Consider the following 24,176-nt stretch of genomic DNA (forward strand, 5'->3'; position numbering starts at 1 on the left):
TACTCAAAGTAAATATTAAAATAAATGATCTGCCAATGCTTGCGTTTCAGTATCTTTTTCACTTTGATAGTCTGGCGTAATTGTTAAAGTTTCTATTTGTTCAAATGCTTCTTGTACAAGAGGTTCAAAATCATATACCGCTTCAAATTTTTCGACTTTTTCAATGTCTGGCTCCGTCGCAGGATTTTTAGGTGTAAAGATGGTACAACAATCTTCATATGGCTGAATAGACGTCTCAAATGTACCAATTTCTTTGGCTCTCTTCACGATGTCTTCCTTATCTAATGTTAAAAGTGGTCGTAAGATTGGTGTAGATGTCACATGATTGATAGCATACATACTTTTAAGGGTTTGACTAGCAACCTGTCCTAAATTTTCACCATTTACGATGGCATGTCCATCAATATCATGCACAAGCTTATCCGCTACCCTCATCATCATTCTACGTGTTGAAGTCATCGTATAGCGCTCATGTACGACTTTATTAATTTGTTTTTGTAAAGCAGTGAAGGGTACAATATGCAATTTAATAGGACCAACATGCGCAGCCATAATTCTTGTCAGTTCAATTACTTTATCTTTAGCCTTTTCACTCGTGAATGGTGGACTATGAAAATGAATGGCTTCTACAGTGACACCTCTTCTCATAACTTCAATACCAGCTACTGGAGAATCTATACCTCCGGATAACATAAGTAATGTCTTACCACCCGTACCAACTGGTAATCCACCAGATCCTGCAATGACTTGATCATAAACATAAATAGCGTCTAATCGAACCTCAACTTTAATCGTATGGTTCGGGTTGTGTACATCTACTGTTAGATCATCAGTTGCGTTTAATACGGTTCCACCGAGTTCTTTTTGCAATTGATATGTATCAAACGAAAAGTTTTTATCTGAGCGTTTGACATCAATCTTAAATGTATCTCCATGTGCATAACCTTGAGCAAATTTTACAGCTATATCACGTACTGCTTCTATTGTTTTATCAATTTTCAATACGGGACTGATAGAATAAATACCAAATACTTTTTCTAAGCGGCGACACATTTCTTCAATATCTGCACCTTCATCTAATTCAATGTACATTCTATCTCTATTGGCTTTGACTTTATATCCTTGCAGTGGCATTAATGCGCGTTTAACATTTGAACGTAATTTATTAACAAACATCTTACGGTTAGCACCTTTTAAGGTTAACTCTCCATATCTCACTAAAATGTGATCATAAATCATTTTAACAACTCCTTCACTTCTTCATATACAAGATTAAATTTCTCCTTAAAATTACGTATATCATCAGTAGTAGTATTGGCACCCATTGATATTCTGATACTGCCTTCTATTTGCGTTTTAGGGATATCCATTGCTAAAAGTACTTCGTTCAAGGATGCCTTTTTGGATGAACAAGCACTTGTAGTAGATAGCATAATATCATATTTTGAAAATGCATTTACTAATACTTCACCTTTCACGCCGGGAAAACCAACATTCAAAATATGTGGTGATGCGCCGCTAGGAGAATTAACCTTTACACCACTATATTCATTTAAAAATTGTATGATTTCCTGATTGAACTCACTTAATTTTTCATATAGTTGCGCGCTTTCTTTTACAGCGACTTTTAAAGCTTTCACGATGGCTATATCAATAGGAAGATTGACTGTGCCACTTCTAAGTCCGTATTCTTGACCACCGCCATGAACAATTGGCTCAATTTGATGTAAATTACGAACAAATAAAAGACCTTGGCCTTTTAAGCCATGAAATTTATGGCCACTTAAACTCATTGTGTCAGCAGATTTAAAATCTAACGCAATTTTACCTATTGCTTGTACTGCATCAACATGTAAGTGTGCTTTAGGGTATTGGTGAACAATTTTTGCCACCGCTTCGATAGGTTGAATTTGTCCCATGATATTATTGACTTGCATACACGTTACAAGAGCTACCTTATCTGACATCAACGATTTCAAATGTTCTAAATCAATTAGTCCATCTTTAGTCACGTTTACATATTTTATATCGAAACCTTCATTTTCTAATGAACGAACAACCTCTAAAACAGAGGGATGTTCTAAAACTGAAGTGATTATGACATTTGCAAATGCTCTTTTCTTGTAAGCAATCCCTTTGATAGCAATATTATTGGATTCAGTTGCGCCACTTGTAAAAACAATATCAAAATCCTTTTCTAATTTAAATAGTTCTTTAATTTGATCTTTTGATTGTTGTAATAACTGCTCTGCTTGTATACCTGCTTTATGTGGGCTGTTTGGATTAAAATATAGCGATTCATTTACTTTTAAAAAGGTATCTAATACGTCTTGTCGCGGTTTCGTTGTCGCTGCATTATCAAGATAAATCAATGTTTTCACTCCAATTCTATATCATTTTATATTTAAGGATTTTTCATATTTATTTTTTATATCAACATATCATTTCTTATTTTAAAGTTTCCCTTTTAGCATTATACTCGGTTTTATTAAAAAGAAAAGAGAGTAAGACAGAAAATGGTTTTTTAAATATAATTTCTTCATCAATGTCTATATGAATTTTTAAATAATCATTAAATATTAATAATTTGTTCATACAAACATCTAGCGCCAAAAAATTATTTGAGGCTGGAACAATTTTATGTTCCAGCCTCAAAAACATTACTATTATTTAGTTAATAACTTGTGATTCAATTTGTTTTGTAACACCTGGTTCTACACTCTCTAGCGCTTGTTCAGATATTTCAATTGAGCGTTTGTAACGATTATTTTTAAATAAACGCTCTGCTTCATTAAGACTTTTATCAATATTTGAACTTTCTTTACGATAGCGGTTCCCATATTCAATCAATTTTTCAGCATAGACTGCATTGACGAGAACATCTGTTGCTTCATCTTCAAATTTATTCATTTGTAGAACTACTTTAGAGACTTTATCTTTAAGTTGTTTTACATGGATGGGTCTCACACTAAATTTTTTGTTTACTTCACGCACTTCATAATCTATTTCATTTTTCATAATGATGAATCTTTCAGGTACACTCGGTAAATTTGAGGCCAAGAGTTTTCTATAAACTTCCTCTTTTTTACTTTGAACACGCAAGATATTTTCTTCTGCTTCTGCTTCATCTTCTCGAAGTTGAATTAAATGATTTTGTAGTTTTTCTTGTTTTTCATTGATGACATCAACATGTTCTTCGATATATTTCAAGTTATCTTGGACTTCGCTATATCTTACTGCTGATTTCGCCATTTCTTGTAATATTTCATCATATACTGAAATCATGCTCTGAATTTCATTTTCAAACTGTCTTACATTTTGAACATCACTTTCGTTTATATAATAATTTTCGCGCACATATTCAATTTCAGTTTGTAACGTATAATTCATTTCTTTAGCTCTAAATAGATTATCAGTGATAACTTCTTTTGTTTCTTCTACTTCATTTTTTGCTTTTACTTCATGTTCGATTAATTCATACATTTCATCAAGACGATCATTAATACTATTTAATTTATCATTTGCTTCGTCTAATTCTAATCTACTGATCATTGGTTCAACGAAACTCAATTCTGTTTTAAGCGTCTGTAATGAACTATCAATTTTGACATGATCTAAATCATAACCCTCGACTTTCAAGTCGCGACATCCATATTTTAAATCTTGGAATTGTCCTGGTAATTCTTTTTGTGCTTCTCTAATCAACTCAGGAATTTCATCCATATCTTTTTTAAGATAATTCATATCTTCATTAAGCGTTTTGATATGATTGTACGCTTGGTTATAATTACCGTCCTCTTTTAATGTTTCATATGTTTCCATTTCTGGAACAAATGATTCAATTTCTTGTTCCAATGGAGCAGCCGCTTCACCGAATTGATGTCTATTAGCTAACACATCACGTTTCATTTCACGATAATCCACCTTACACGCTTCATATAGGTGGTCACTTTCTTTATGTAGATTTAAAATATTTTCAACTTTTGAAGTAAGTTCATTGTAGTTTTCTTCATATTTATCCATCAATTCATGTGCTTCATCAATTTCAGTTTGAGCTTGTGAAAATTTAAATTTATCAAGCAATCCTTCTGCATCATGAATTTTTTCTTCTACTGGTAATAAATATTGATTTTTACTATCTAGTGCATTTTGTTTTAAACTGTTATAAGTTGTTTTTGTCTCCCCTGTTAAAGTTAGCTCAGACAATTGAGATAGACTTTCATCATAGGGTAATTGTTCTACTTTTACTTTACGCGTTTCAGCCTTTTCAATTATTTGGCTTTTGTTGGAACGCATATAGAATAATATACCGACAATAATCAGTATAATGACAATAATTGCTAAAATGACATACAATACCATATGTTTTCTCCTCCTATTTTATCACTATTCATTATAACGTAAGATACCTACCCATTAAAGAGAAAATGAGTGAATCATCTCAATTATTTAAAATTAGTCATTAAGTTCTTTCTTTCCTAATCATATGTATAACGATAATTTTATAATATCTTCTAAAATCAATTGATTGATTACTATTAAAACAGTCTTTATACTAAATGAAAAGTAAAAAGTGAGGTTTTTTTATGCTAGAGGTTAGTGAAACAAATTATGATTTATTACAAAAGCAAGTTTCAAGTTTAATTGAAGATGAGTCCAATATGATTGCCATCCTTAGTAACATATCTGCACTGTTAAATGATTCATTAGATCAAATTAACTGGGTAGGATTTTATTTAGTAGAAGATAACGAATTAATTCTTGGTCCATTTCAAGGACACCCTGCTTGTGTACATATCGCTATTGGTAAAGGCGTGTGTGGGACTGCTGTTGCCAAAGATGAATCACAATTAGTAGGAGACGTAAATGCATTTCCTGGACATATTGCTTGCGATGCTAACAGTAAATCTGAAATTGTAATACCTATTCATAAAGATAGCAATGTCATAGGTGTTTTAGATATAGATGCACCTATCACAAACCGTTTCAATAATGAAGATAAGCAAGGCTTAGAAAACATTGTAGCTATCATTGAAAATCAATTATCATAAACTAATCCTGTTCTATTACAAACAAACGCAAGGTAAACTATTGACAGATTAATATATCATGGTACAATGTTCTTTGTGTGAATAAACGAAATTAGCAGTTGTATATTAATTGGCGCTATGTTGTTCCCAAAGTGGGCGTGCCGTGTAACCGTAGCTATGAGGCGAGGACACATAAAACAATATATCCAATTAAGCATGCAACACTCTTTTTTGTTTTTTCATAACAACAAAAAAGAAAAAGGAGGAGTCTATTTATGGCTCGATTCAGAGGTTCAAACTGGAAAAAATCTCGTCGCTTAGGTATTTCTTTAAGTGGCACAGGTAAAGAATTAGAAAAACGTCCTTACGCACCAGGACAACATGGTCCTAACCAACGTAAAAAAATGTCAGAGTATGGTTTACAATTACGTGAGAAACAAAAATTACGTTATTTATATGGCATGACTGAAAGACAATTCCGTAACACATTCGAAATTGCTGGTAACCAACATGGTGTACATGGTGAAAACTTCATGCAATTACTTGCTGCACGTTTAGATGCAGTTGTATATTCATTAGGTTTAGCTCGTACACGTCGTCAAGCACGTCAAATCGTTAACCATGGTCATATCGAAGTTGACGGTAAACGTGTTGATATCCCATCATACACACTTAAACCAGGACAAGAAGTTTCAGTACGTGAAAAATCTGCTAAATTAGATATCATTGCTGAATCTGTTGAAATCAACAACTTTGTACCTGATTACTTAGAGTTTGATGCAGACAACTTAAAAGGTAAATTCATTCGCATTCCTGAACGTAGTGAATTACCAGCTGAAATCAATGAACAACTTATCGTTGAGTACTACTCAAGATAATAAGTTTTCTATTAAAACATCGACAAATTTTTTTGTCGGTGTTTTTTTGTATCCAAATTTGTAGATATTGACTCATTACGCAATCATTTCTAACCTAAAATAATAATAAACGTTAACATATTGAAAGGTTTCAAGATACCCCCATTGTATCCACTTAATGCTAAAGGAAATTAAAAGACCTTCCGCTGTACTTCTTTTCAATTTTACATTTTTCTTCACTTTGTTTATATTTAGTAAAAAGGAGTGTTAACATTGAAAATTAGAGCTTTAGAAGAAACAGATTTGGACTTTGTACATCATTTAAATAATGAATATTCCATTATGTCTTATTGGTTTGAAGAACCATATCAATCTTTAAGTGAGTTACAATCACTCTATAAAAAGCATCTATTAGATGAATCTGAAAGAAGATTTATTATCGAAAATGATTCTGAGCGTATCGGCGTGGTTGAATTGGTAGAAATTGATTTTATACATAGTAATTGCGAAATACAAATTATCGTAGATGAACAATATGATGGTAAAGGATATGCCTCACAAGCCTTTAAAATGGCCATAGATTATGCCTTTTTAGTGTTAAACCTTCATAAAATATATTTATTTGTAGATGTTACAAACGAGAAGGCTGTACATATCTACCAAAAACAAAACTTTAAAATTGAAGGTACCTTACAAGAACATTTCTATACGCGAGGTAAATATAATGATTGCCATGTAATGGGTCTTTTAAAAGATGATTGGATTAATCAACAAAAATAAATGTAACCCCCACTTCTCAACTTGTTGAGTTAGTGGGGGTTATGCATGAGCTTTTGCTCAGGTAGTTATTGAATTAACAAAATAAGCGATGTGGTTTGTCAGAAATAAGACCATCGACACCAATACGGATCAGTTTTATCGCTTGGCTTTTTTCATTAACAGTATAAGGCATTACTTTTAATCCATGATAATGTGCTTTTTTCATAAAGGTTTTCGTTACTAAGGAAAAGTGTGGATTCACGTAGTCAGCATATTCAGCTATTTTTTTAAAAGATGGCATTTTATACCAATATCGTTTTTTGCTAATTAAAACACCTAATCGATAACCATAATGCTTCAGATATAGTTGTTTTATAAAATTTTGATCAAAAGATTGAATGATCACTTGATTTTTATCTAGCTCATATTGCTTTAGTTTATCTATTAAATCATTTTCAATTCCGGGATAATTTTTAGGTTGTTTCATTTCTATTAATAATGCCTGAGACGATGCTTTGATTAATGTTAATACTTCATCAAATGTCAGCAATGTTTGTTTGGTATATCTTGGATTACTATTTATACCATAATCATATTGTCTTAAATCATTAAGTGTTTGTTCTCCAACCTTCCCCCTACCATTTGATGTTCTGTCAATAGTGTCATCATGTATCACAACTAACTGACCATCCCGCGTTTTATGTAGATCTATCTCTAAAATATCTGCATTGCTTTGAAGGGCAGCTTGAATAGCAATACTGGTGTTTTCTGGATAATCCATTGCCAAGCCACGATGCGCAACTAACATTATATGATGTTTTTCGTATTCAAATGACATAAAAAGTGCCCTCCCCTTTCATTATAAACTAGAATCCACTAAACTTAAGTTATCATAAAAACAATGGAGGTCAAAGCAATGGTCCAACATCAATTTAAAGTAACTACAAAATGGGAAGATGGACGAGAATCAGTCGGTAAACTTTCTGGTGATATTTTGAATGAACAAATATCTATCCCAGCAGGTCTAGGCGGAAATGGAACTGGTACGAATCCTGATGAGTTATTAGTATCCGCAGCATCATCTTGTTATATCATTTCCCTTGCGGCTGTATTAGAACGCTCAGGTTTTACCAATATTGATATACAACAATCAACTATTGGATTAGCTATATTTGAAAATGCCAAATTTAAAATGGATACCATTACACATTATCCTGAAATAAATGTAGATACAACACAGAAAGAACAATTAAAAAAGAAACTACCAAAGTTACTAAAGATTGCAGACAATAATTGCATGATTTCAAATTCTATAAGAGGCAATGTTGACGTCAAAATAGAACCTATATTAAAATAATTTTGCAATCATTTTATGTATGACGGAATATGATTATAATAACAATGTATGCCCTTACATATTATTAGAATTTTGAATATATTTAATTATTTTAAATTTTTACACTTTTATATTTTCTGAAAATTTGCTAAACTTGACAATCATAAGCATTGGGGGAATTACACATGAAATATTATCATCCTTTGTTACTTACACCAGGACCAACACCTGTACCAGAACATATATTACACGCTACACAATTACCAATGGTCGGACATCGATCAAGTGATTTTGAAGCAATCGCAGAACAAGCTTTTAAATCACTTAAACCTATCTTTGGTTCTAAAAATGAGGTTATGATACTTACTTCAAGTGGTACCAGCGTACTTGAAGCGAGTATGCTAAATATAGCAAATCCAGATGATGACATCGTTGTAATTGTTTCTGGTGCATTTGGCAATAGATTTAAACAAATTGCAGAAACTTATTACGATAATGTACATATATTTGAAGTTGAATGGGGACAAGCAGTCAATGTTCCTGACTTTATCGACTTTTTAAAATCTTTAAACACTGAAATCACAGCAGTCTTTAGTCAATATTGCGAGACTTCTACGGCTGTATTACATCCTGTTCATGAACTTGGCAAAGCATTAAACGACTTTGATTCATCGATATATTTTGTGGTTGATGGTGTTAGTTGTATTGGAGCTGTTGATGTAGATTTAGACCGGGATTATATCGATGTACTTGTTTCAGGTAGTCAAAAAGCAATTATGCTTCCACCCGGTCTCGGATTTGTAGCTTATAATAATCGTGCAAAAGAACGATTTAACGCAGTAGAAACCCCTAGATTTTATTTAGATTTAAATAAATATTTAAAATCATTGGCTGAACATTCAACACCTTTCACACCCAATGTATCTTTATTTAGAGGTGTAAACGCATACGCCGAACTAATCAATGCAGAAGGTTTAGATCAAGTTGTTGCTAGGCATTATGCGATAAGGGATGGATTAAGACAAGCATTGAAAGCATTAGATTTGGAATTATTGGTTCAAGATGTTTATGCGTCTCCTACTGTCACTGCGTTCACTCCAAAATCTAAAGATGAACTCAACTATATTAAGAGTGAATTAAAAAATAGATTTGCCATTACAATTGCTGGTGGCCAAGGTCATTTAAAAGGCCAAATATTACGTATTGGCCATATGGGGCAAATATCGCCTTTTGATATTTTACAAGTTGTATCAGCGTTAGAAATACTATTGTCAGAATTTAGAAATGAATCTTATGTTGGTAAAGCTATCACACAATATATGGAGGTCGTAAAAGCATATGTATAAAATTTTAGTTTCAGATCCAATTTCACCAGATGGTTTAAAAAATTTAACAGATCATAGCGATTTTAATGTCGACATTCAAACTGATTTGAATGAAACAGAATTAGCTGAAATCATTCCTAACTATGAGGGACTGATTGTACGTAGCCAAACCCAAGTCACATCTAATATCATTGCTGCTGCACCAAACTTAAAAGTCATCGCACGTGCAGGTGTTGGTGTGGATAATATTGATGTAGAAGCTGCTACTAAACATGGTGTTATCGTTATTAATGCACCTGATGGGAATACAATTTCAGCTACTGAACATTCGATGGCAATGATTTTATCCATGGCACGTAACGTCCCTCAAGCCCACCAATCATTAAAAAATGGTAAATGGGATCGTAAAGCTTATAGAGGCACTGAACTTTATAATAAAACATTAGGTGTTATTGGTGCTGGGAGAATTGGAATTGGTGTAGCAAAACGTGCACAAAGCTTTGGTATGAACATACTTGCTTTTGATCCTTATCTGTCAGAAGACAAAGCTAAAGAACTTAATGTGACACGTGCTACAGTTGATGAAATTGCTGAACAAGCAGATTTTGTAACAGTGCATACACCGCTGACTCCAAAAACAAAAGGTATTGTAGATAAAGTATTTTTTGAAAAAGCAAAACCGACCCTTCAAATTATCAATGTTGCGCGCGGAGGTATCATTGATGAAGATGCGCTTGTCGAAGCATTAGATACTAATCAAATTCAAGGTGCTGCAATTGATGTATTTGAAAGTGAACCAGCAACAGAATCACCTCTTGTTGCACATGATAAAATCATCGTCACACCACACCTTGGTGCATCTACTGTTGAAGCACAAGAAAAAGTTGCAGTCTCCGTTGCCAATGAAATCATAGACATATTTGAACACGGTAACGTCATTAATGCGATTAACGCACCAAAAATGTCCTTCAATGAAATTAATGATGAATTAAAGCCATATATTGAATTAAGTAAATTAACTGGTGAAGTAGGTATTCAATTATTGGAAAAAGCCCCTCGTGAGTTACAAATTAAATATAAAGGGGATATCGCACTGGATGATACAAGTTTACTTACTAGAACCCTTGTATCAGGTGTATTACGCCAAGATTTAGCAGAACGTGTCAACTTAATAAATGCCTTAGTATTACTAAATGAGCAAGGTGTATCATATAATATAGAAAAAGATACCAAACATCGTGGATTTAGCAATTATATTGAATTAACTTTAATTAATAAAGACACACAAATTAAAATTGGTGCAACTGTACTAAATGGCTATGGCCCAAGAATCGTACGTATTAATGAATACCCTGTTGATTTCAAACCTGAAAAACATCAATTGGTTATCAATCATAACGATAGACCAGGTATTGTAGGACGTACAGGTCAAATATTAGGTGAATACAATATCAATATCGCTTCTATGCATTTAGGGCGCACAAACCAAGGTGGTAATGCGTTGATGATTTTATCGATTGATCATCCTGTAACACAAGATGTAATCGATGCTTTATATGAAATTGAAGGATTTAATCTAATAAGAAGTGTAGAATTAGATGTTGCAGCAAATGAAAATTACAATATTTAACAATAATAAACTGACAGGACAACAAAATGATTGTCCTGTCAACTTTTTATCAAGATACATTTAATTTGAACTATTATTAACTGTCTTATTCATATGAAATACTATTTAAGCGTCTGGACATAAATAGCAGAAAAATAAAGGCTAGGACTTAAATCCCCATTCTCAAAATAAGAGGGGCAATCCTTAATATGGATTGCCCCTCTTTATATTTAAAATACTACGATTTTAATCGTACATGCTTGCCTGAGGATATGGCTCGAGCCTGTAGTCTCTCACTCATATCATTCCCCCTGGCGTCAACACATTACAAAATCTCTATAAGTAATGTATCACGACATGTAAATAAAATCGTTGAAACAATTCCTAAAAAGTATGCGATGCATTCAACATCATCGTGGAGCTACTCATATCATTCGAAATGTTTATATATGCGTTTTAGTTTAAGTAAACCCTGTAAGTCATTAATCGTAATCAGCTTTAACAAGGTGTAAATATATATTAATATCCCTTATATTCTTCAATCTTCAATATTTGTATTATAATAAGATATCTCGAATTTCACCTACATGATTGACAATATATTCAGCATCATAGCTTTCTAATTCCTCACGTGCATTTTGTCCTTTCAAACCGGTTAAAGGACCGATAAAAGTTGCACCTATCTTTTTCGCACTTAATAAATCAGCTAATGAATCACCCACAATAAATACTTCATTTGGGTTTACACGATTTTCTTGATTTGTTGCATATTTTTTATAATGTTGCAAATCATTACCATCTAGCGTTGCTAAATAGCTAAATGGATTGGGTTTCCCTAGCGGCTTTAAATCAGGAAAATGTTCTTCTGCAATCAATACATCACTAGCAGTCACAATATGTAAATCGTCAAACAATGATTTAATCCCTAATGTTTCAAATGGAACGATTGTCTCAGTACGTGGTCGGCCTGTAGCAATGGCAATTTGGTAACCAGCCTCTTTTAAATCTTCTAACAATTGCTTGATTTCACTAACAGGTCTAAGCACTACCTCTTGATATATATAGCCTTTTTTAAAGTCAGTGCGCTGTTGTTTCAGTTCTACTTCATGATATAATTCGCAACCTAAATACCATTCCTGATATATTTCTTGTGCTAGCATCCAGAAAGGACTTTTCAACTCAAATAATTCAGCATCTTTTGTATTTAACTGTACTTTTGCATGTTCAATTAATGCTTGATATATATTTGCTTTACCAGAACTTAAACCATCTAAAAATGAAAGTGGTAATTCAAAATTAAGCTCAATATCAGAAATATGATCACCGAGAAATTGTAGCGTTTTTTCACTAAAGCTTTTTGAATTCAATGCAATAGACAATTCCTCTTGAGTAAGTGATTTGCATAAGTCAATGTAATGTAATGCAATAACAATAAATAACATATCCCAGTTTGAATTCAACCCTAAAGATTTTAACTTTGTTAAGATCTCATCATGGTAAAAGACAATATCTCTTATTTCAGAAATTTGCTCGTCATCCAGTTCATGAAAATCTATAGATGGGTCAATAGCAATATAATCTTTACTCATTAACATTTCATAAACCGTTAATGCAGATACATCAAAGCACCTTTCTTCACTTAAAAACACACCATCAACATCAAATAATACCGACTTCATCTTAGTTCCTCTCCTTTAATCAGAAAATTCTGATACTAGTATATCGTACTATTTACATGTGAAAAGAGCAATGTATTTCCAAAAGATATATATAGAAATATATTATTAATTTCATGAAATTAATTTGAAAATAAAATCACGTTTGAAAATGAAACGATAACATGTACTTATCGCTAATTTCCAAACGTGATTGTATGAATTGCTACAACTTTATAATAAAACTTTCAAACGACGTCTATCTAACTATGATCTTCTAGTTGCGCTTCCATTTCGTCTGCTACTTGTTGTACTTGCGTCCCAATGATAACTTGGGTGTTGTGTTTACCGCTTGTAGTAACACCTACTGCACCAGCGCTTTTAATCTTAGTTTCATCAATAATACTATTATCATTGAGTTCCATACGTAAACGAGTAGCACAATTTGTTAAAGAAGTAATGTTTTCTTTGCCACCAAGACCTTCTACGATTTGACTTGCCGTTTTTGAATACTTATTTTTCTGTAACTCCCCTTCAGACTCAGCTGAATCTGCAGTGTCACCTGTTGTAGCTTCTTCTGATGTCGGGTCAGGTAGTAAGTTATCACCACGACCAGGTGTATTAAGTTTCAACCATTTTATTGCTAATCTAAATACAACATAATAAATCATAAAGAACACTACACCTTGAACCATTAACATCAGTGGATGATTTGCTACTGGATTAATCAAAGATAGTAAAAAGTCAATTAACCCCGCACTAAATGAGAACCCTGCCGTCCAGTGGAATAGCGCTGCAATAAACAGAGATAAACCAGTTAATAGTGCATGAATAACAAATAGTATTGGTGCTACAAACATAAATGAAAATTCGATTGGCTCAGTCACGCCAACGAAAAATGCTGAAATCGCTCCACCAAACATTAAGCCATAAACTCTTTTTTTCTGTTTTGTCTCAGCAGTATGATACATCGCTAATGCTGCTGCTGGAATCCCAAACATCATTACTGGGAAGAAACCAGCCATATAGCGTCCTGTAATACCTTTAACGGCACCATCACCTGTTTGGAATTTAGCGATATCATTAATACCTGCTAAATCAAACCAAAATACTGCATTCAATGCATGGTGTAATCCTGTCGGTATTAACAAACGGTTGAAAAAGCCATATAAAAATGCACCACCAGGACCTAAATCTAATATCCATGTTCCAAATGCAACAATTGCTGAGTACACAACTGGCCAAACAAACAACATAATAACCGCGATAAATATACTAAAGAATGCAGTTAAAATAGGTACCAAACGTTTACCACTAAAGAACGATAACGCTGTTGGCAGTTCTGTTTTACTAAATCTGTTATACGTATATGCAGCAACTAAACCGATAATCAAACCGATTAAGACGTTTTGATTATCCATTTGTTCGAACGCTTCATTTACTCCTGTTTCTTTTACACCCAATAATGGTGCTAGTTTTTCAGGACTAAGCACGACGGTTGTTAAGAAGAAACCAACAGCTGCAGCAAGCGCCACTGCTCCGTCATTTTTTTTCGCCATACCTAAAGCGACCCCAATTGCAAATAATATTCCCAGTTGCCCTAGTATCGTTGAGCCTGCTGTTGAAAAGAACGCAGCTATGGTTGGCAATATACCAAGTGCTGTTAATGCATTACCAATACCAACGATAATAGCAGCTGCTGGTAACACTGCAACTGGCAACATGAGCGATCTTCCCAAACGTTGAAAGAAACTATACATAATCATTCCCCATTTCCCAATAAATTACCTAAAAAATCACCACATGTACAAAATGTCCACGTGGTGAATGAAAGCGTTATACTTGTTGTCATTGTACAGTTCCATAATAACACAAGTCTTATAAATTTCGTATATAAAATAAGATTCAAAATGAGTAAAATGAATTATTTATGTGCTACAGACGCATTTAATTCATTTTGTAATTGAATTGTTCTTTTTTCCAATTCTTTTGTTAAATATTCTAATTTTTCATTTCGTTTCATATCTTTTGGTAAATTTTTAGTGTCGATAGGTTCACCAAATTTAATAATTGATTTGCCTGTGATTAAGCCCTGAATTTTTTTGGGACCAATATATGCCGCTGGTAAGATGGGTGCTTGCGCCATCATAGCAATTGTAACTGCACCTCGTTTCATCGGTGAACCTTCGTCATATTTCATACGATGGCCAGTTGGAAAAATACCAACTGTTTTATTTTCTTTTAATAATTTAATTGGCTTTTTCAACGTGCTTGGACCAGGATTTTCTCTGTCGACTGGAAAAGCATTAAGTGAACTTAAAAATCCACCGAACCACTTATTATTAAACAACTCTTTTTTGGCCATATAATGAATTTGATTTGGATAAATAGCCATACCTAACATAATGACTTCATTGTAACTTTCGTGAGTACAAGTGACGACATACCTATGTAATTGAGGAATATTTTCTTCTCCTTGCACTTCTAATGATTTACATATTTTACGTATAATTAAATTTAATATACTGCTAATAAATCTATACATTTTTCCACCTACTTTTTTCACCTTATATTACCTTATTGATTCTATCATTTAGTGCATTAATGAACAAGATAATTTATATTTCAGTCTAAAGTTGTATAGTGATATACTAGAAAAAGTTGGACAAAGCTTTCATAATAGGAGTTAAAGAATAAATCGGAGGTATAATATGTCAGATTTGAACAATGATCAAAATACAAACAATAAACAACCTGATGCGCAAACATCAAATTACAGCCGACCAACATTTAGTAAACGAACAAAACCAAAATTTCCATGGTTCAAAACTGTACTTGTTGCACTCATAGCTGGTATCATAGGTGCACTTATCGTCTTAGGTATTGGTAAAGTAATGGAAAATACAGTTTTGGAAGATAACGGTTCAACTGTTAAAGAAGCGAATAATAACAATAATGCTGGTAATTCATTAGATGGTAAAAGTGATAAGTATGATTCTGTGAATCAAATGATTACAGATGTGTCACCTGCAATTGTTGGTGTCATCAATATGCAAAAAGCTCAAAATTTAGATGACTTACTTAAAGGAAAATCTGCTAAATCAGAAGAAGCTGGCGTGGGTTCTGGTGTGATTTATCAAAAAAACAATGGGTCCGCATATATTGTTACAAATAATCACGTAATCGATGGTGCTAGTGAAATTAAAGTACAATTACATAACTCTAATCAAGTAGATGCCAAATTAATAGGTAAAGATGCACTTACTGATATTGCTGTATTAAAAATTGATGATACCAAAGGTACAAAAGCGATAGACTTTGCAAATTCTTCTAAAGTAAAAACTGGTGACAGCGTATTTGCAATGGGTAACCCACTAGGTTTAGAATTCGCAAATTCTGTAACATCAGGTATTATTTCAGCTAGCGAACGTACAATTGATACGCAAACATCAGCAGGTGCGAACAAAGTAAATGTACTACAAACAGATGCAGCCATTAACCCTGGTAATTCTGGTGGTGCATTAGTAGATTTAAATGGGAATTTAGTAGGTATAAATTCTATGAAAATAGCAAATGAACAAGTTGAAGGTATTGGTTTCGCAATACCTAGTAACGAAGTGAAAGTTACAATTAAAGAACTCGTTAAAAATGGAAAAATCGATCGCCCTTCTATTGGTATTGGTTTACTAAATTTAAGCGAAATTCCAGATGAATATAAAAAACAATTAAACACAGATAAAAAACATGGTATATATGTAGCCAAAGTATATGCTGATAGTGGATTAAAAGAAGGCGATATTATTACAAAAATTGATGATGAAAAAGTCAAAGAAGATACAGAACTTCGCTCTTATTTATATGAACATAAAAAACCGGGGGATAATGTTAATTTAACAATTGAAAGAAAAGGTAAAACACAAAGTGTTGATGTAAAATTAACAGAACAAAAGTCTAATACCACAGACTCATCTAAAGAGGAAGCCGTCCCTTTTAATTAATAAAATGTGGTAATATGTTAAGAAAACAAGACACAAAACTTAATCTTTAAAAAAAGGAGTTTGGGACATCAATAATGTCCAGACTCCTTTATATTGTCAGTAGATGATAAAGTCCCACTACTCAATAAATTGAGTAGTGGGACTTATGCATGAGCTTAAGTTCTAATTTTTTCAAATGTAGTCTTCACTATTAGTGGTGGAACGACAAAATCATTTTAATAAAATTAGATTTCAGTTTCACTCACCTTTTATCTTTCAACTCTTACGATTAAAAATGTCCTTATTTATAATTAATCATAAAGTATTTTTTCTTACCTCTACGCACAATTGTAAATGCATTATCGATCTTATCTTCATCTGACAATTCATAATTTACATCTTGTTGTCTTTCACCGTTTATATAAATCGCACCATTATTTATGTCTTCACGTGCTTGTCTTTTAGATGAAGATATGCCCGTTTCAACAATGGCTTCAACAATGTTCGAAGTCGTGTGGTTTAAGTCAACTTGTGGTACATCTTTAAATCCTTCTTTTAATTCTTTAGCTGAAAGTGATTTCAAATCACCTGAAAATAACGCTTGTGAAATTCTAATTGCATCATCTAATGCATCTTGGCCATGAATAAATCTAGTTACATTTTCAGCTAATGCTTTTTGTGCTTCTCGTAAATGCGGTGCTTCTTGCAATGATTTTTCTAAATCATTTATTTCTGCTTTACTTAAAAATGTGAAGTATTTTAAAAATTTAATAACATCTTCATCTGTTGAATTAATCCAAAATTGGTAGAATTCATAAGGACTTGTTTTGTCAGCATCTAACCATACTGCTCCACCTTCTGTTTTACCAAATTTTTTACCATCAGATTTAACTACTAGAGGAATCGTTAGACCAAATGCTTCATTTTCTCCATACATACGACGCATGAGTTCAATACCACTAGTGATATTGCCCCATTGGTCTGAACCACCCACTTGAATTTTACAATTGTATGTTTGATTAAGATGTCCGAAATCAATTGCTTGTAAAATTGTGTAAGTAAATTCTGTAAATGAAATACCGTGTTCTAAACGCGTTTGAATAGAATCTTTGCCTAGCATGTAATTTACACCGACATGTTTACCATAATCACGTAAAAATTCAATTAATGATATTTGTCCAAGCCAATCTTTATTATTAACTAGTTTTGCACCTTTATTTGTGTCAAATTCAAAAATTTTATGCATTTGTTTACTAATACCTTGTACATTGGTTTCAACTTGTTCCTCAGTTTGTAACTTTCTTTCTTCTGATTTACCAGATGGGTCACCTATCATTCCAGTACCGCCACCAATTAACACAAGTGGTCGATGACCATGCTCTTGAAAACGACGTAAAGTTAAGAACGGCAATAAATGACCAATGTGTAAACTATCTGCAGTTGGATCGGCACCACAGTATAACGTAACTTGTTCTTTATTTAATAAATTTTCAATACCTGTTTCATCCGTTTGTTGATAAATTAAGCCTCTCCATTTTAATTCTTCAATTAATGCATTTGTCATGATATCAACCTCCTAATTAAATATTGATAAAGTTTTGAATAGGCTTTATTTGCATCACTTCTATGATTCAAGAAAATAATCTCAGAAAATGCAAAAAAGCGCCCTTACATAATTATGTAAGGGCGCATATGCACGGTACCACCATACTTTAAGTCAAACAACTTTATTAATGATACGTTCATTAACTAAAACGTTTGGATAATTACGCTATAAAGGTGTATTCATATAAAGACCAACGTTAGTTCGCAGCAATCACTAACTCTCTGAAGATGATACAATATATTACTTCTCCTCTATCCAAAAACGATATCGAATTGATATTAATTATATTTAATTCTATTTTAAAAGTCAACACTCTGTATTATGTTATAATACTGTTTAGCTAAGGAGGACCACTATGGAAAAACAGACGTTTGATATAGACAATCATAAAAATAAACAACTTACTAGACTGGAACAGTTTGAATTTATTTATAAAAAAATCAAACACTTTTTCGTAGGTTTGTTTTTCATATTTAGCTGTTCTTTGGTTATCTTACTCGCAATATCTGTACTTTATTTTCAAAATTTAACAAAAGAAGCAACGCATATGTCAGATAATGAATTAAAACATAAATTATTAAATGTGTCTGGTAATGAAGATATTGATTATAAAAGTGATAACATTTTATCAGAATATAACAATTCTATTAATACACTTATCGTTGGTCCAAAACATGTTAATAGTAATGTGATCAAAGCATTAACCGCTTCAGAAGACAGCTTGTTCTTTCAACATAATGGTATTTTACCTAAAGCCGTTTTAAGGGCGATTGGTCAAGATATATTTAATTCGATGGATGCTACGGGCGGTAGTACAATTACACAACAACTTGTTAAAAATCAAGTTTTAACCAATAAAAAAACATATAACCGAAAAGCAAATGAACTAGTACTCTCAATGCGTGCTGAAAAAATACTGACTAAAGATGAAATTTTATATACATATTTAAATATTGTTCCTTTTGGTCGTGATTATAATGGCACAAATATTTCTGGGATAGGTTCAGCTGCTTATAGTATTTTTGGCAAACCTGCTGAGGATTTGAATATTGCTGAATCTGCTTATTTAGTTGGGTTATTACAAAGTCCCTACTATTACACACCCTATAATGAAGATGGCTCACTTAAACCTAGTGATCAAATCCAAGTCAGTTTAAATAGACAGCATTATGTATTAAAACGTATGTTAGTAGAAGATGAAATTACCCTTTATGATTATAGACGTGCAGAAAATTATGATATTAAATCTCATTTAATGACTAAATAAAATTATTCATTAATATATTTTACCAAAGTAAAGACTAATCCATACGTAAATGAGTTAGTTTTTATATCTCTAAGATAAACAACATTGCACATAGAAAAACACTTTCGAATGATTCATTTAAAACGAATCCAACGAAAGTGTTTTTATTTAGTCTCACTGATTGAGGTCAGTTTCGTTATAAATTGACCCCTATTTTAAAGTCAGAAATCGTTAGGCCTTTTTCTAAACTTTTTTAAACAAATATTTAGAATAAACCAACTGCATGTCCATCATCTGTAACATCCATTTTTAATGCGGCAGGTTGTTTAGGTAAACCAGGCATTGTCATTATTGCACCAGTCAGTGCGACAATAAACCCTGCACCTGTTTTCGCTTCTAATTCACGGATTGTAATTTCAAAACCTTCAGGTGCACCTAATAACGTTGCATCATCTGAAAATGAATATTGTGTTTTGGCCATACATACAGGATAATGATCCCAACCATTTTCTTTAAATTGTTTTAATTGTTTTTGAGCTTTACTACTAAATGTTACTTTGCTACCGCCGTAAATTTCTTTTACGATTGTTTCAATTTTATCTTCTAATGGTTGCTCTAGTTCATATAAATGTTTGAAATCTTGTGGTTGTTCGATCACTTCTAACACTTCGTTAGCTAAATCGATACCACCTTTACCACCTTTTTCCCAAACTTCTGTTAAAGCTAGTCGTACACCATTTTCTTTTGCCCATTCTTGAACAAATTTAGTTTCTGCATCTGTATCGTGAATAAATGCATTTAATGCAATCACTGGTTCTAACCCATATTTTTTCACGTTATTTACATGGCGTTCTAAGTTTACAATTCCTGCTTTTAATGCATCAACGTTTTCTTCTTTAAGGTTGTCTTTTGCAACGCCGCCATGCATTTTAATCGCGCGAATCGTAGCTACTACTACGACTGCTGATGGTTCAAATCCTGCTTCACGTGCCTTGATATTAATAAATTTCTCAGCACCTAAATCTGAGCCAAAGCCTGCTTCTGTTACGACAATATCAGCTAATTCTCTTGCTGTTTGAGTAGCAAGAATTGAGTTACAACCATGTGCAATATTTGCAAATGGGCCACCGTGTACTAATGCAGGTGTACCTTCAATCGTTTGGACTAAATTTGGTTTGATTGCGTCTTTAAGTATCATTGCTAATGCACCTTCAACTTTTAAATCCGCAACAGTGACAGGTTTACGATCTCTTGTATAACCTACTGTAATTTTGCTGATTTTAGATTTTAAATCTTGAATATCATTAGCTAAACATAAAATTGCCATAATTTCTGAAGCCACTGTAATATTGAAACCATCTTCACGTGGTACACCTTGCGTTGGCCCACCTAATCCTACGATCACATTTCTTAGTGCACGATCATTCATGTCTAAAACGCGTTTCCACTCAATTCTTCTTTGGTCAATGCCTAAGTCATTGCCTTGATGAATATGGTTATCAATAAATGCTGATAAAGCATTGTTCGCTGTAGTAATCGCATGGAAATCACCATTAAAATGCAAGTTAATATCTTCCATCGGTAACACTTGAGCGTATCCGCCACCTGTCGCTCCACCTTTAATACCAAACGTTGGTCCTAAAGCTGGTTCACGTAATGCAACCATTACATTTTTCTTTAATTGGTTAAATGCATCAGACAAACCAACAGTAACTGTTGATTTCCCCTCACCAGCTGGTGTTGGGCTCATAGCTGTTACTAATACGACTTTCCCTTTGTTATCTTTTTGTTTAACTTGGTTAATATCTATCTTAGCCTTATAGTGTCCATATGGTTCTAAAGCATCTGCTGGAATACCTACTTTTTCAGCTATGTCCCCTATAGGTTGTAATGTTGATTGATTAGCAATATCTAAGTCTGATAAATGTGCCAAATTCATTCGCCCCTTCTTTTATAAATTTTAATCACTTTTAAAAATCAAATTTCAATCAGTGAGTCAAAATTCCTTACATATTCATAATAACCAAATAATGTTGTGTTGTCGATTAATAGAGATAACGCTTTCAAAATAATAAGCTACTTTTGTAAAATTATGATATACATTTATACTCATATTGTTTTATTACACTAAAAACTCCTTTATTTCAAAATTTTAAGCAAAGTTAAAACCTATCAATAAAGGAGTGTTTTTAGCAAGTTTTGCATGTGAAATAAAACTTTAACACTTTGTATTTAATTAATCTTCCATCGTACTTAAGTCGCCTTCTGGCAAGTCAAGTTCCCATGCTTTTAGTACGCGACGCATAATTTTACCTGAACGTGTTTTCGGTAATTTTTCTTTAAATTCTATTTCACGTGGTGCAGCATGTGCAGCTAAACCTTCTTTAACAAACTTACGAATTTCTTCTTTCAACTCTTCACTTTCCTCAAATTCAGGGCGTAACGCAACAAATGCTTTAATAATTTCACCGCGTACAGGATCTGGTTTACCAATGACGCCTGCTTCTGCAACTGCTTCGTGCTCCACTAATTTCGATTCTACTTCAAATGGACCTACGCGTTCACCTGCAGTCATGATTACATCATCTACACGACCTTGGAACCAGAAATATCCATCTTCGTCTTTATAAGCTGAGTCTCCAGATACATACCAGTCACCAATGAAATACGATTCATATTTTTCGGGATTATTCCAAATAGAAATCATCATGGATGGCCAACCTTTTTTAATTGCCAAATTACCCATGCGATTAGGAGGTAATTCATTACCTTGATCATCTACAATTGATGCCTCAATACCTGGTAATGGTTTACCCATTGAACCTAATTTCACATCCATCGAAGGATAGTTTACAATCATATGGCCACCTGTTTCAGTCATCCACCAAGTATCTAGCACACGCAGTCCAAATACATCTTTTGCCCATTTAATGACTTCAGGGTTTAATGGTTCACCGACAGATAAAATACTCTTTAATGATGACAAGTCATATTTTTCAACAATATCATCACCAGCACTCATTAACATTCTTAATGCTGTTGGAGCCGTATACCATATAGTCACTTTAAATTCTTCTATCATACCATACCATGCTTCAGGAGAAAATCTACCTCCCGCAATACAATTCGTAACGCCGTTTAACCAAGGGCTAAATATACCATAAGATGTTCCAGTGACCCATCCTGGATCTGCTGTACACCAATACACATCATCATCTTTAAAATCAAGTACATATTTACCTGAAATATAATGTACTAACATCGCTTTTTGCGCATGTAATACACCTTTAGGTTGACCAGTTGAGCCTGATGTATAATGTAAAATCAAACCATCATCTAAATCTAACCATTCCGTTTCAAATTGATCACTCGCTTGTTCAAATTCACTATTGAAATCTACATATGCACCATCTACATCATTATCAACTACAATGATTGTTTCTAAATTTGGTAACTTATCTATAGGTATTCTTGGCAATAAACTGTTAGTAGTAACTATTACTTTTGCCTCACTATTTTCTAGTCTATCCCCAACAGCTTTTTCCATAAATGCTTCAAATAATGGGCCTACAATTGCACCTATTTTCAAAATACCAAATAACGCAAAATAAAGTTCAGGTGTTCTTGGCATAAAAATAAATACACGATCACCTTTTTCAACGTTGGCTTTATCTTTTAAAACATTTGCAGCTTTATTTGATTTTGATTTCATTTCACTGAAAGTATAACTTTCTTGTCGCTGATCATCTTTATAATGAAGTGCAACTTTTTCTCCTTTACCTTCATCCACATGGCGATCGATACATTCATGCGCCATATTCACTTTACCTGTGTCATACCATGAAAATGCTTTTTCGACCTCTTTCCAATCAAAGTTGTTGTATTGTTTCTCATAGTTTTGAAGGTTAAAATTTCCTTCTTCCCCTTTATATACTTCTACTTTCATTCTAAATCCCCCTCTTAATGAAATCGAATGCTTAATGCATATTATAACTAACAAATTCACAATTTTCAAAATAATTAGTGTAAACGGATACATTTTCGTGTTAATTTCCTCCGAAATCACTTATACTAAAAGTATTAAAGGGTGAATATGACATTCATCTACAGTCGTTTGGAGTGAAAAAATGGAACATATAAAAACGTATCAATTTCAAACATTTCATTTGGACGAAGGTACATTTATAATAGAAGGCCCTGTCTCTAGAGAAAATCTTGAACTTATGACTTTTGATGATGGACTTTCTGCTTTTCGACAACCTAACGATCAATTTATAGCTATAAAAGAAATTAGTGAATTAAAAGAAGGTAGAATTTTTGTGATTAGAAAGCATGACCATATTGTAGGTTATGTCACTTATCACTATCCTGATCCATTAGAACGTTGGTCTGATGGTAACCTTGAGTATTTAATTGAACTGGGTGCGATAGAAATCAGTTTACCTTATCGACATTTACATTTAGGCAGTAAACTCATTCGTTTAAGTTTGGCGGCTGATGAATATGAAGATTATATCGTTTTAACTACTGAGTATTATTGGCATTGGGATTTAAAAAATTCAGGTCTAGATGTTTTTGCTTATAAAAAATTAATGCAAAAATTAATGGGTTATGGGGGCCTAGAAATTTTTGCTACAGATGATCCTGAAATCACTAGTCATCCAGCAAATTGTTTAATGGCAAGAATAGGTGCACGCATTTCCATTGATCAATTACAAGCATTCGATGATTTAAGATACAAGAATCGCTTTTTCTTTTAAAGGGGAGTTAAATCAA

General features: G+C 33.0%; 19 protein-coding genes. 9 read left to right on the forward strand and 10 right to left on the reverse strand.

Translation table 11 applies throughout. From position 1 onward, the window contains the following. Positions 1–15: 15 nt before the first annotated feature. The 3 genes from thiI to ezrA form a co-directional block, all read right to left on the reverse strand. Entirely contained in the window at positions 16–1,239 is a 1,224-nt protein-coding gene (thiI, locus tag KA830_RS11225) for a tRNA uracil 4-sulfurtransferase ThiI (protein ID WP_204180439.1), read from the reverse strand. Further along, entirely contained in the window at positions 1,236–2,372 is a 1,137-nt protein-coding gene (locus KA830_RS11230) for a cysteine desulfurase family protein (RefSeq protein ID WP_204180438.1), read from the reverse strand. The genes thiI and KA830_RS11230 overlap by 4 nt, the downstream gene beginning before the upstream one ends. Before the next feature lie 298 nt (positions 2,373–2,670). After that, positions 2,671–4,362: a septation ring formation regulator EzrA gene (gene ezrA / locus KA830_RS11235; RefSeq protein WP_046206848.1), complete on the reverse strand. Its 1,692-nt coding sequence runs from the start codon at positions 4,360–4,362 to the stop codon at positions 2,671–2,673. Between the two features lie 224 nt (positions 4,363–4,586). On the opposite strand from ezrA, the gene KA830_RS11240 reads away from it, so the two are divergent. The 3 genes from KA830_RS11240 (at position 4,587) to KA830_RS11250 (ending at position 6,667) form a co-directional block, all read left to right on the forward strand. After that, the gene (locus KA830_RS11240; RefSeq protein WP_204180437.1) at positions 4,587–5,051 is read left to right on the forward strand and encodes a GAF domain-containing protein; all 465 of its coding nucleotides are present in this window, start codon (positions 4,587–4,589) and stop codon (positions 5,049–5,051) included. A 254-nt stretch (positions 5,052–5,305) separates the two neighbouring features. Then, a complete protein-coding gene (gene rpsD / locus KA830_RS11245) occupies positions 5,306–5,908 on the forward strand; it encodes a 30S ribosomal protein S4 (RefSeq protein ID WP_019468598.1) in 603 nt (200 codons plus the stop codon). A 252-nt stretch (positions 5,909–6,160) separates the two neighbouring features. Next, positions 6,161–6,667, forward strand: coding sequence for a GNAT family N-acetyltransferase (locus tag KA830_RS11250; RefSeq protein WP_210134256.1), 507 nt, complete (start codon positions 6,161–6,163; stop codon positions 6,665–6,667). Between the two features lie 73 nt (positions 6,668–6,740). On the opposite strand, the gene KA830_RS11255 is transcribed toward KA830_RS11250, so the two are convergent. Next, positions 6,741–7,484 (reverse strand): glycerophosphodiester phosphodiesterase, encoded by a 744-nt coding sequence (locus KA830_RS11255; RefSeq protein WP_107526086.1) that lies wholly within the window; start codon positions 7,482–7,484, stop codon positions 6,741–6,743. Between the two features lie 78 nt (positions 7,485–7,562). Here KA830_RS11255 and KA830_RS11260 point away from each other — a divergent pair, with 78 nt between their 5' ends. The 3 genes from KA830_RS11260 (at position 7,563) to serA (ending at position 10,937) form a co-directional block, all read left to right on the forward strand. After that, complete coding sequence (locus KA830_RS11260; RefSeq protein WP_046206844.1) at positions 7,563–8,003, forward strand: SACOL1771 family peroxiredoxin; 441 nt, start codon at positions 7,563–7,565, stop codon at positions 8,001–8,003. Positions 8,004–8,167: 164 nt separating this feature from the next. Next, entirely contained in the window at positions 8,168–9,328 is a 1,161-nt protein-coding gene (locus tag KA830_RS11265) for a pyridoxal-phosphate-dependent aminotransferase family protein (RefSeq protein WP_046206843.1), read from the forward strand. Beyond that, complete coding sequence (gene serA / locus KA830_RS11270) at positions 9,321–10,937, forward strand: phosphoglycerate dehydrogenase (RefSeq protein WP_204180435.1); 1,617 nt, start codon at positions 9,321–9,323, stop codon at positions 10,935–10,937. The genes KA830_RS11265 and serA overlap by 8 nt, the downstream gene beginning before the upstream one ends. A gap of 536 nt (positions 10,938–11,473) precedes the next feature. Here the strand turns inward: serA and KA830_RS11275 are convergent. From KA830_RS11275 to KA830_RS11285, 3 genes are all read right to left on the reverse strand, one after another. Then, positions 11,474–12,595, reverse strand: coding sequence for an HAD family hydrolase (locus KA830_RS11275; RefSeq protein ID WP_210122868.1), 1,122 nt, complete (start codon positions 12,593–12,595; stop codon positions 11,474–11,476). A 239-nt stretch (positions 12,596–12,834) separates the two neighbouring features. Beyond that, complete coding sequence (gene nagE / locus KA830_RS11280; protein WP_204180433.1) at positions 12,835–14,331, reverse strand: N-acetylglucosamine-specific PTS transporter subunit IIBC; 1,497 nt, start codon at positions 14,329–14,331, stop codon at positions 12,835–12,837. Between the two features lie 164 nt (positions 14,332–14,495). After that, the gene (locus KA830_RS11285; RefSeq protein WP_046206839.1) at positions 14,496–15,116 is read right to left on the reverse strand and encodes a lysophospholipid acyltransferase family protein; all 621 of its coding nucleotides are present in this window, start codon (positions 15,114–15,116) and stop codon (positions 14,496–14,498) included. A gap of 166 nt (positions 15,117–15,282) precedes the next feature. On the opposite strand from KA830_RS11285, the gene KA830_RS11290 reads away from it, so the two are divergent. After that, positions 15,283–16,569: a S1C family serine protease gene (locus tag KA830_RS11290; RefSeq protein ID WP_204180432.1), complete on the forward strand. Its 1,287-nt coding sequence runs from the start codon at positions 15,283–15,285 to the stop codon at positions 16,567–16,569. 280 nt (positions 16,570–16,849) lie between these two features. Here KA830_RS11290 and tyrS read toward each other — a convergent pair whose 3' ends face one another. Next, on the reverse strand, positions 16,850–18,112 hold the full coding sequence (gene tyrS, locus KA830_RS11295; RefSeq protein WP_064208832.1) for a tyrosine--tRNA ligase: 1,263 nt from the start codon (positions 18,110–18,112) through the stop codon (positions 16,850–16,852). A 397-nt stretch (positions 18,113–18,509) separates the two neighbouring features. Here tyrS and KA830_RS11300 point away from each other — a divergent pair, with 397 nt between their 5' ends. After that, positions 18,510–19,421 (forward strand): biosynthetic peptidoglycan transglycosylase, encoded by a 912-nt coding sequence (locus KA830_RS11300; RefSeq protein ID WP_064208831.1) that lies wholly within the window; start codon positions 18,510–18,512, stop codon positions 19,419–19,421. A gap of 244 nt (positions 19,422–19,665) precedes the next feature. On the opposite strand, the gene KA830_RS11305 is transcribed toward KA830_RS11300, so the two are convergent. Both KA830_RS11305 and acsA read right to left on the reverse strand, forming a co-directional pair. Further along, positions 19,666–21,333: a formate--tetrahydrofolate ligase gene (locus KA830_RS11305; RefSeq protein ID WP_046206835.1), complete on the reverse strand. Its 1,668-nt coding sequence runs from the start codon at positions 21,331–21,333 to the stop codon at positions 19,666–19,668. 303 nt (positions 21,334–21,636) lie between these two features. Next, positions 21,637–23,346, reverse strand: coding sequence for an acetate--CoA ligase (gene acsA / locus KA830_RS11310; RefSeq protein ID WP_204180431.1), 1,710 nt, complete (start codon positions 23,344–23,346; stop codon positions 21,637–21,639). Positions 23,347–23,527: 181 nt separating this feature from the next. Here acsA and KA830_RS11315 point away from each other — a divergent pair, with 181 nt between their 5' ends. Beyond that, complete coding sequence (locus tag KA830_RS11315; protein WP_046206833.1) at positions 23,528–24,160, forward strand: hypothetical protein; 633 nt, start codon at positions 23,528–23,530, stop codon at positions 24,158–24,160. The last annotated feature ends 16 nt before the right edge of the window (positions 24,161–24,176 follow it).

The organism is Staphylococcus sp. GDY8P119P (assembly GCF_017892075.1).
In the GTDB taxonomy this organism is placed as follows: Bacteria; Bacillota; Bacilli; order Staphylococcales; family Staphylococcaceae; genus Staphylococcus; species Staphylococcus ureilyticus.

Coding starts and splice junctions, on each gene's coding strand:
- thiI (WP_204180439.1), bottom strand. CDS start 1,239: ATGATTTATGATCACATTTTAGTGAGATATGGAGAGTTAACCTTAAAA.
- ezrA (WP_046206848.1), bottom strand. CDS start 4,362: ATGGTATTGTATGTCATTTTAGCAATTATTGTCATTATACTGATTATT.
- KA830_RS11240 (WP_204180437.1), top strand. CDS start 4,587: ATGCTAGAGGTTAGTGAAACAAATTATGATTTATTACAAAAGCAAGTT.
- rpsD (WP_019468598.1), top strand. CDS start 5,306: ATGGCTCGATTCAGAGGTTCAAACTGGAAAAAATCTCGTCGCTTAGGT.
- KA830_RS11255 (WP_107526086.1), bottom strand. CDS start 7,484: ATGTCATTTGAATACGAAAAACATCATATAATGTTAGTTGCGCATCGT.
- KA830_RS11260 (WP_046206844.1), top strand. CDS start 7,563: ATGGTCCAACATCAATTTAAAGTAACTACAAAATGGGAAGATGGACGA.
- KA830_RS11265 (WP_046206843.1), top strand. CDS start 8,168: ATGAAATATTATCATCCTTTGTTACTTACACCAGGACCAACACCTGTA.
- serA (WP_204180435.1), top strand. CDS start 9,321: ATGTATAAAATTTTAGTTTCAGATCCAATTTCACCAGATGGTTTAAAA.
- KA830_RS11275 (WP_210122868.1), bottom strand. CDS start 12,595: ATGAAGTCGGTATTATTTGATGTTGATGGTGTGTTTTTAAGTGAAGAA.
- nagE (WP_204180433.1), bottom strand. CDS start 14,331: ATGTATAGTTTCTTTCAACGTTTGGGAAGATCGCTCATGTTGCCAGTT.
- KA830_RS11285 (WP_046206839.1), bottom strand. CDS start 15,116: ATGTATAGATTTATTAGCAGTATATTAAATTTAATTATACGTAAAATA.
- KA830_RS11290 (WP_204180432.1), top strand. CDS start 15,283: ATGTCAGATTTGAACAATGATCAAAATACAAACAATAAACAACCTGAT.
- tyrS (WP_064208832.1), bottom strand. CDS start 18,112: ATGACAAATGCATTAATTGAAGAATTAAAATGGAGAGGCTTAATTTAT.
- KA830_RS11300 (WP_064208831.1), top strand. CDS start 18,510: ATGGAAAAACAGACGTTTGATATAGACAATCATAAAAATAAACAACTT.
- acsA (WP_204180431.1), bottom strand. CDS start 23,346: ATGAAAGTAGAAGTATATAAAGGGGAAGAAGGAAATTTTAACCTTCAA.
- KA830_RS11315 (WP_046206833.1), top strand. CDS start 23,528: ATGGAACATATAAAAACGTATCAATTTCAAACATTTCATTTGGACGAA.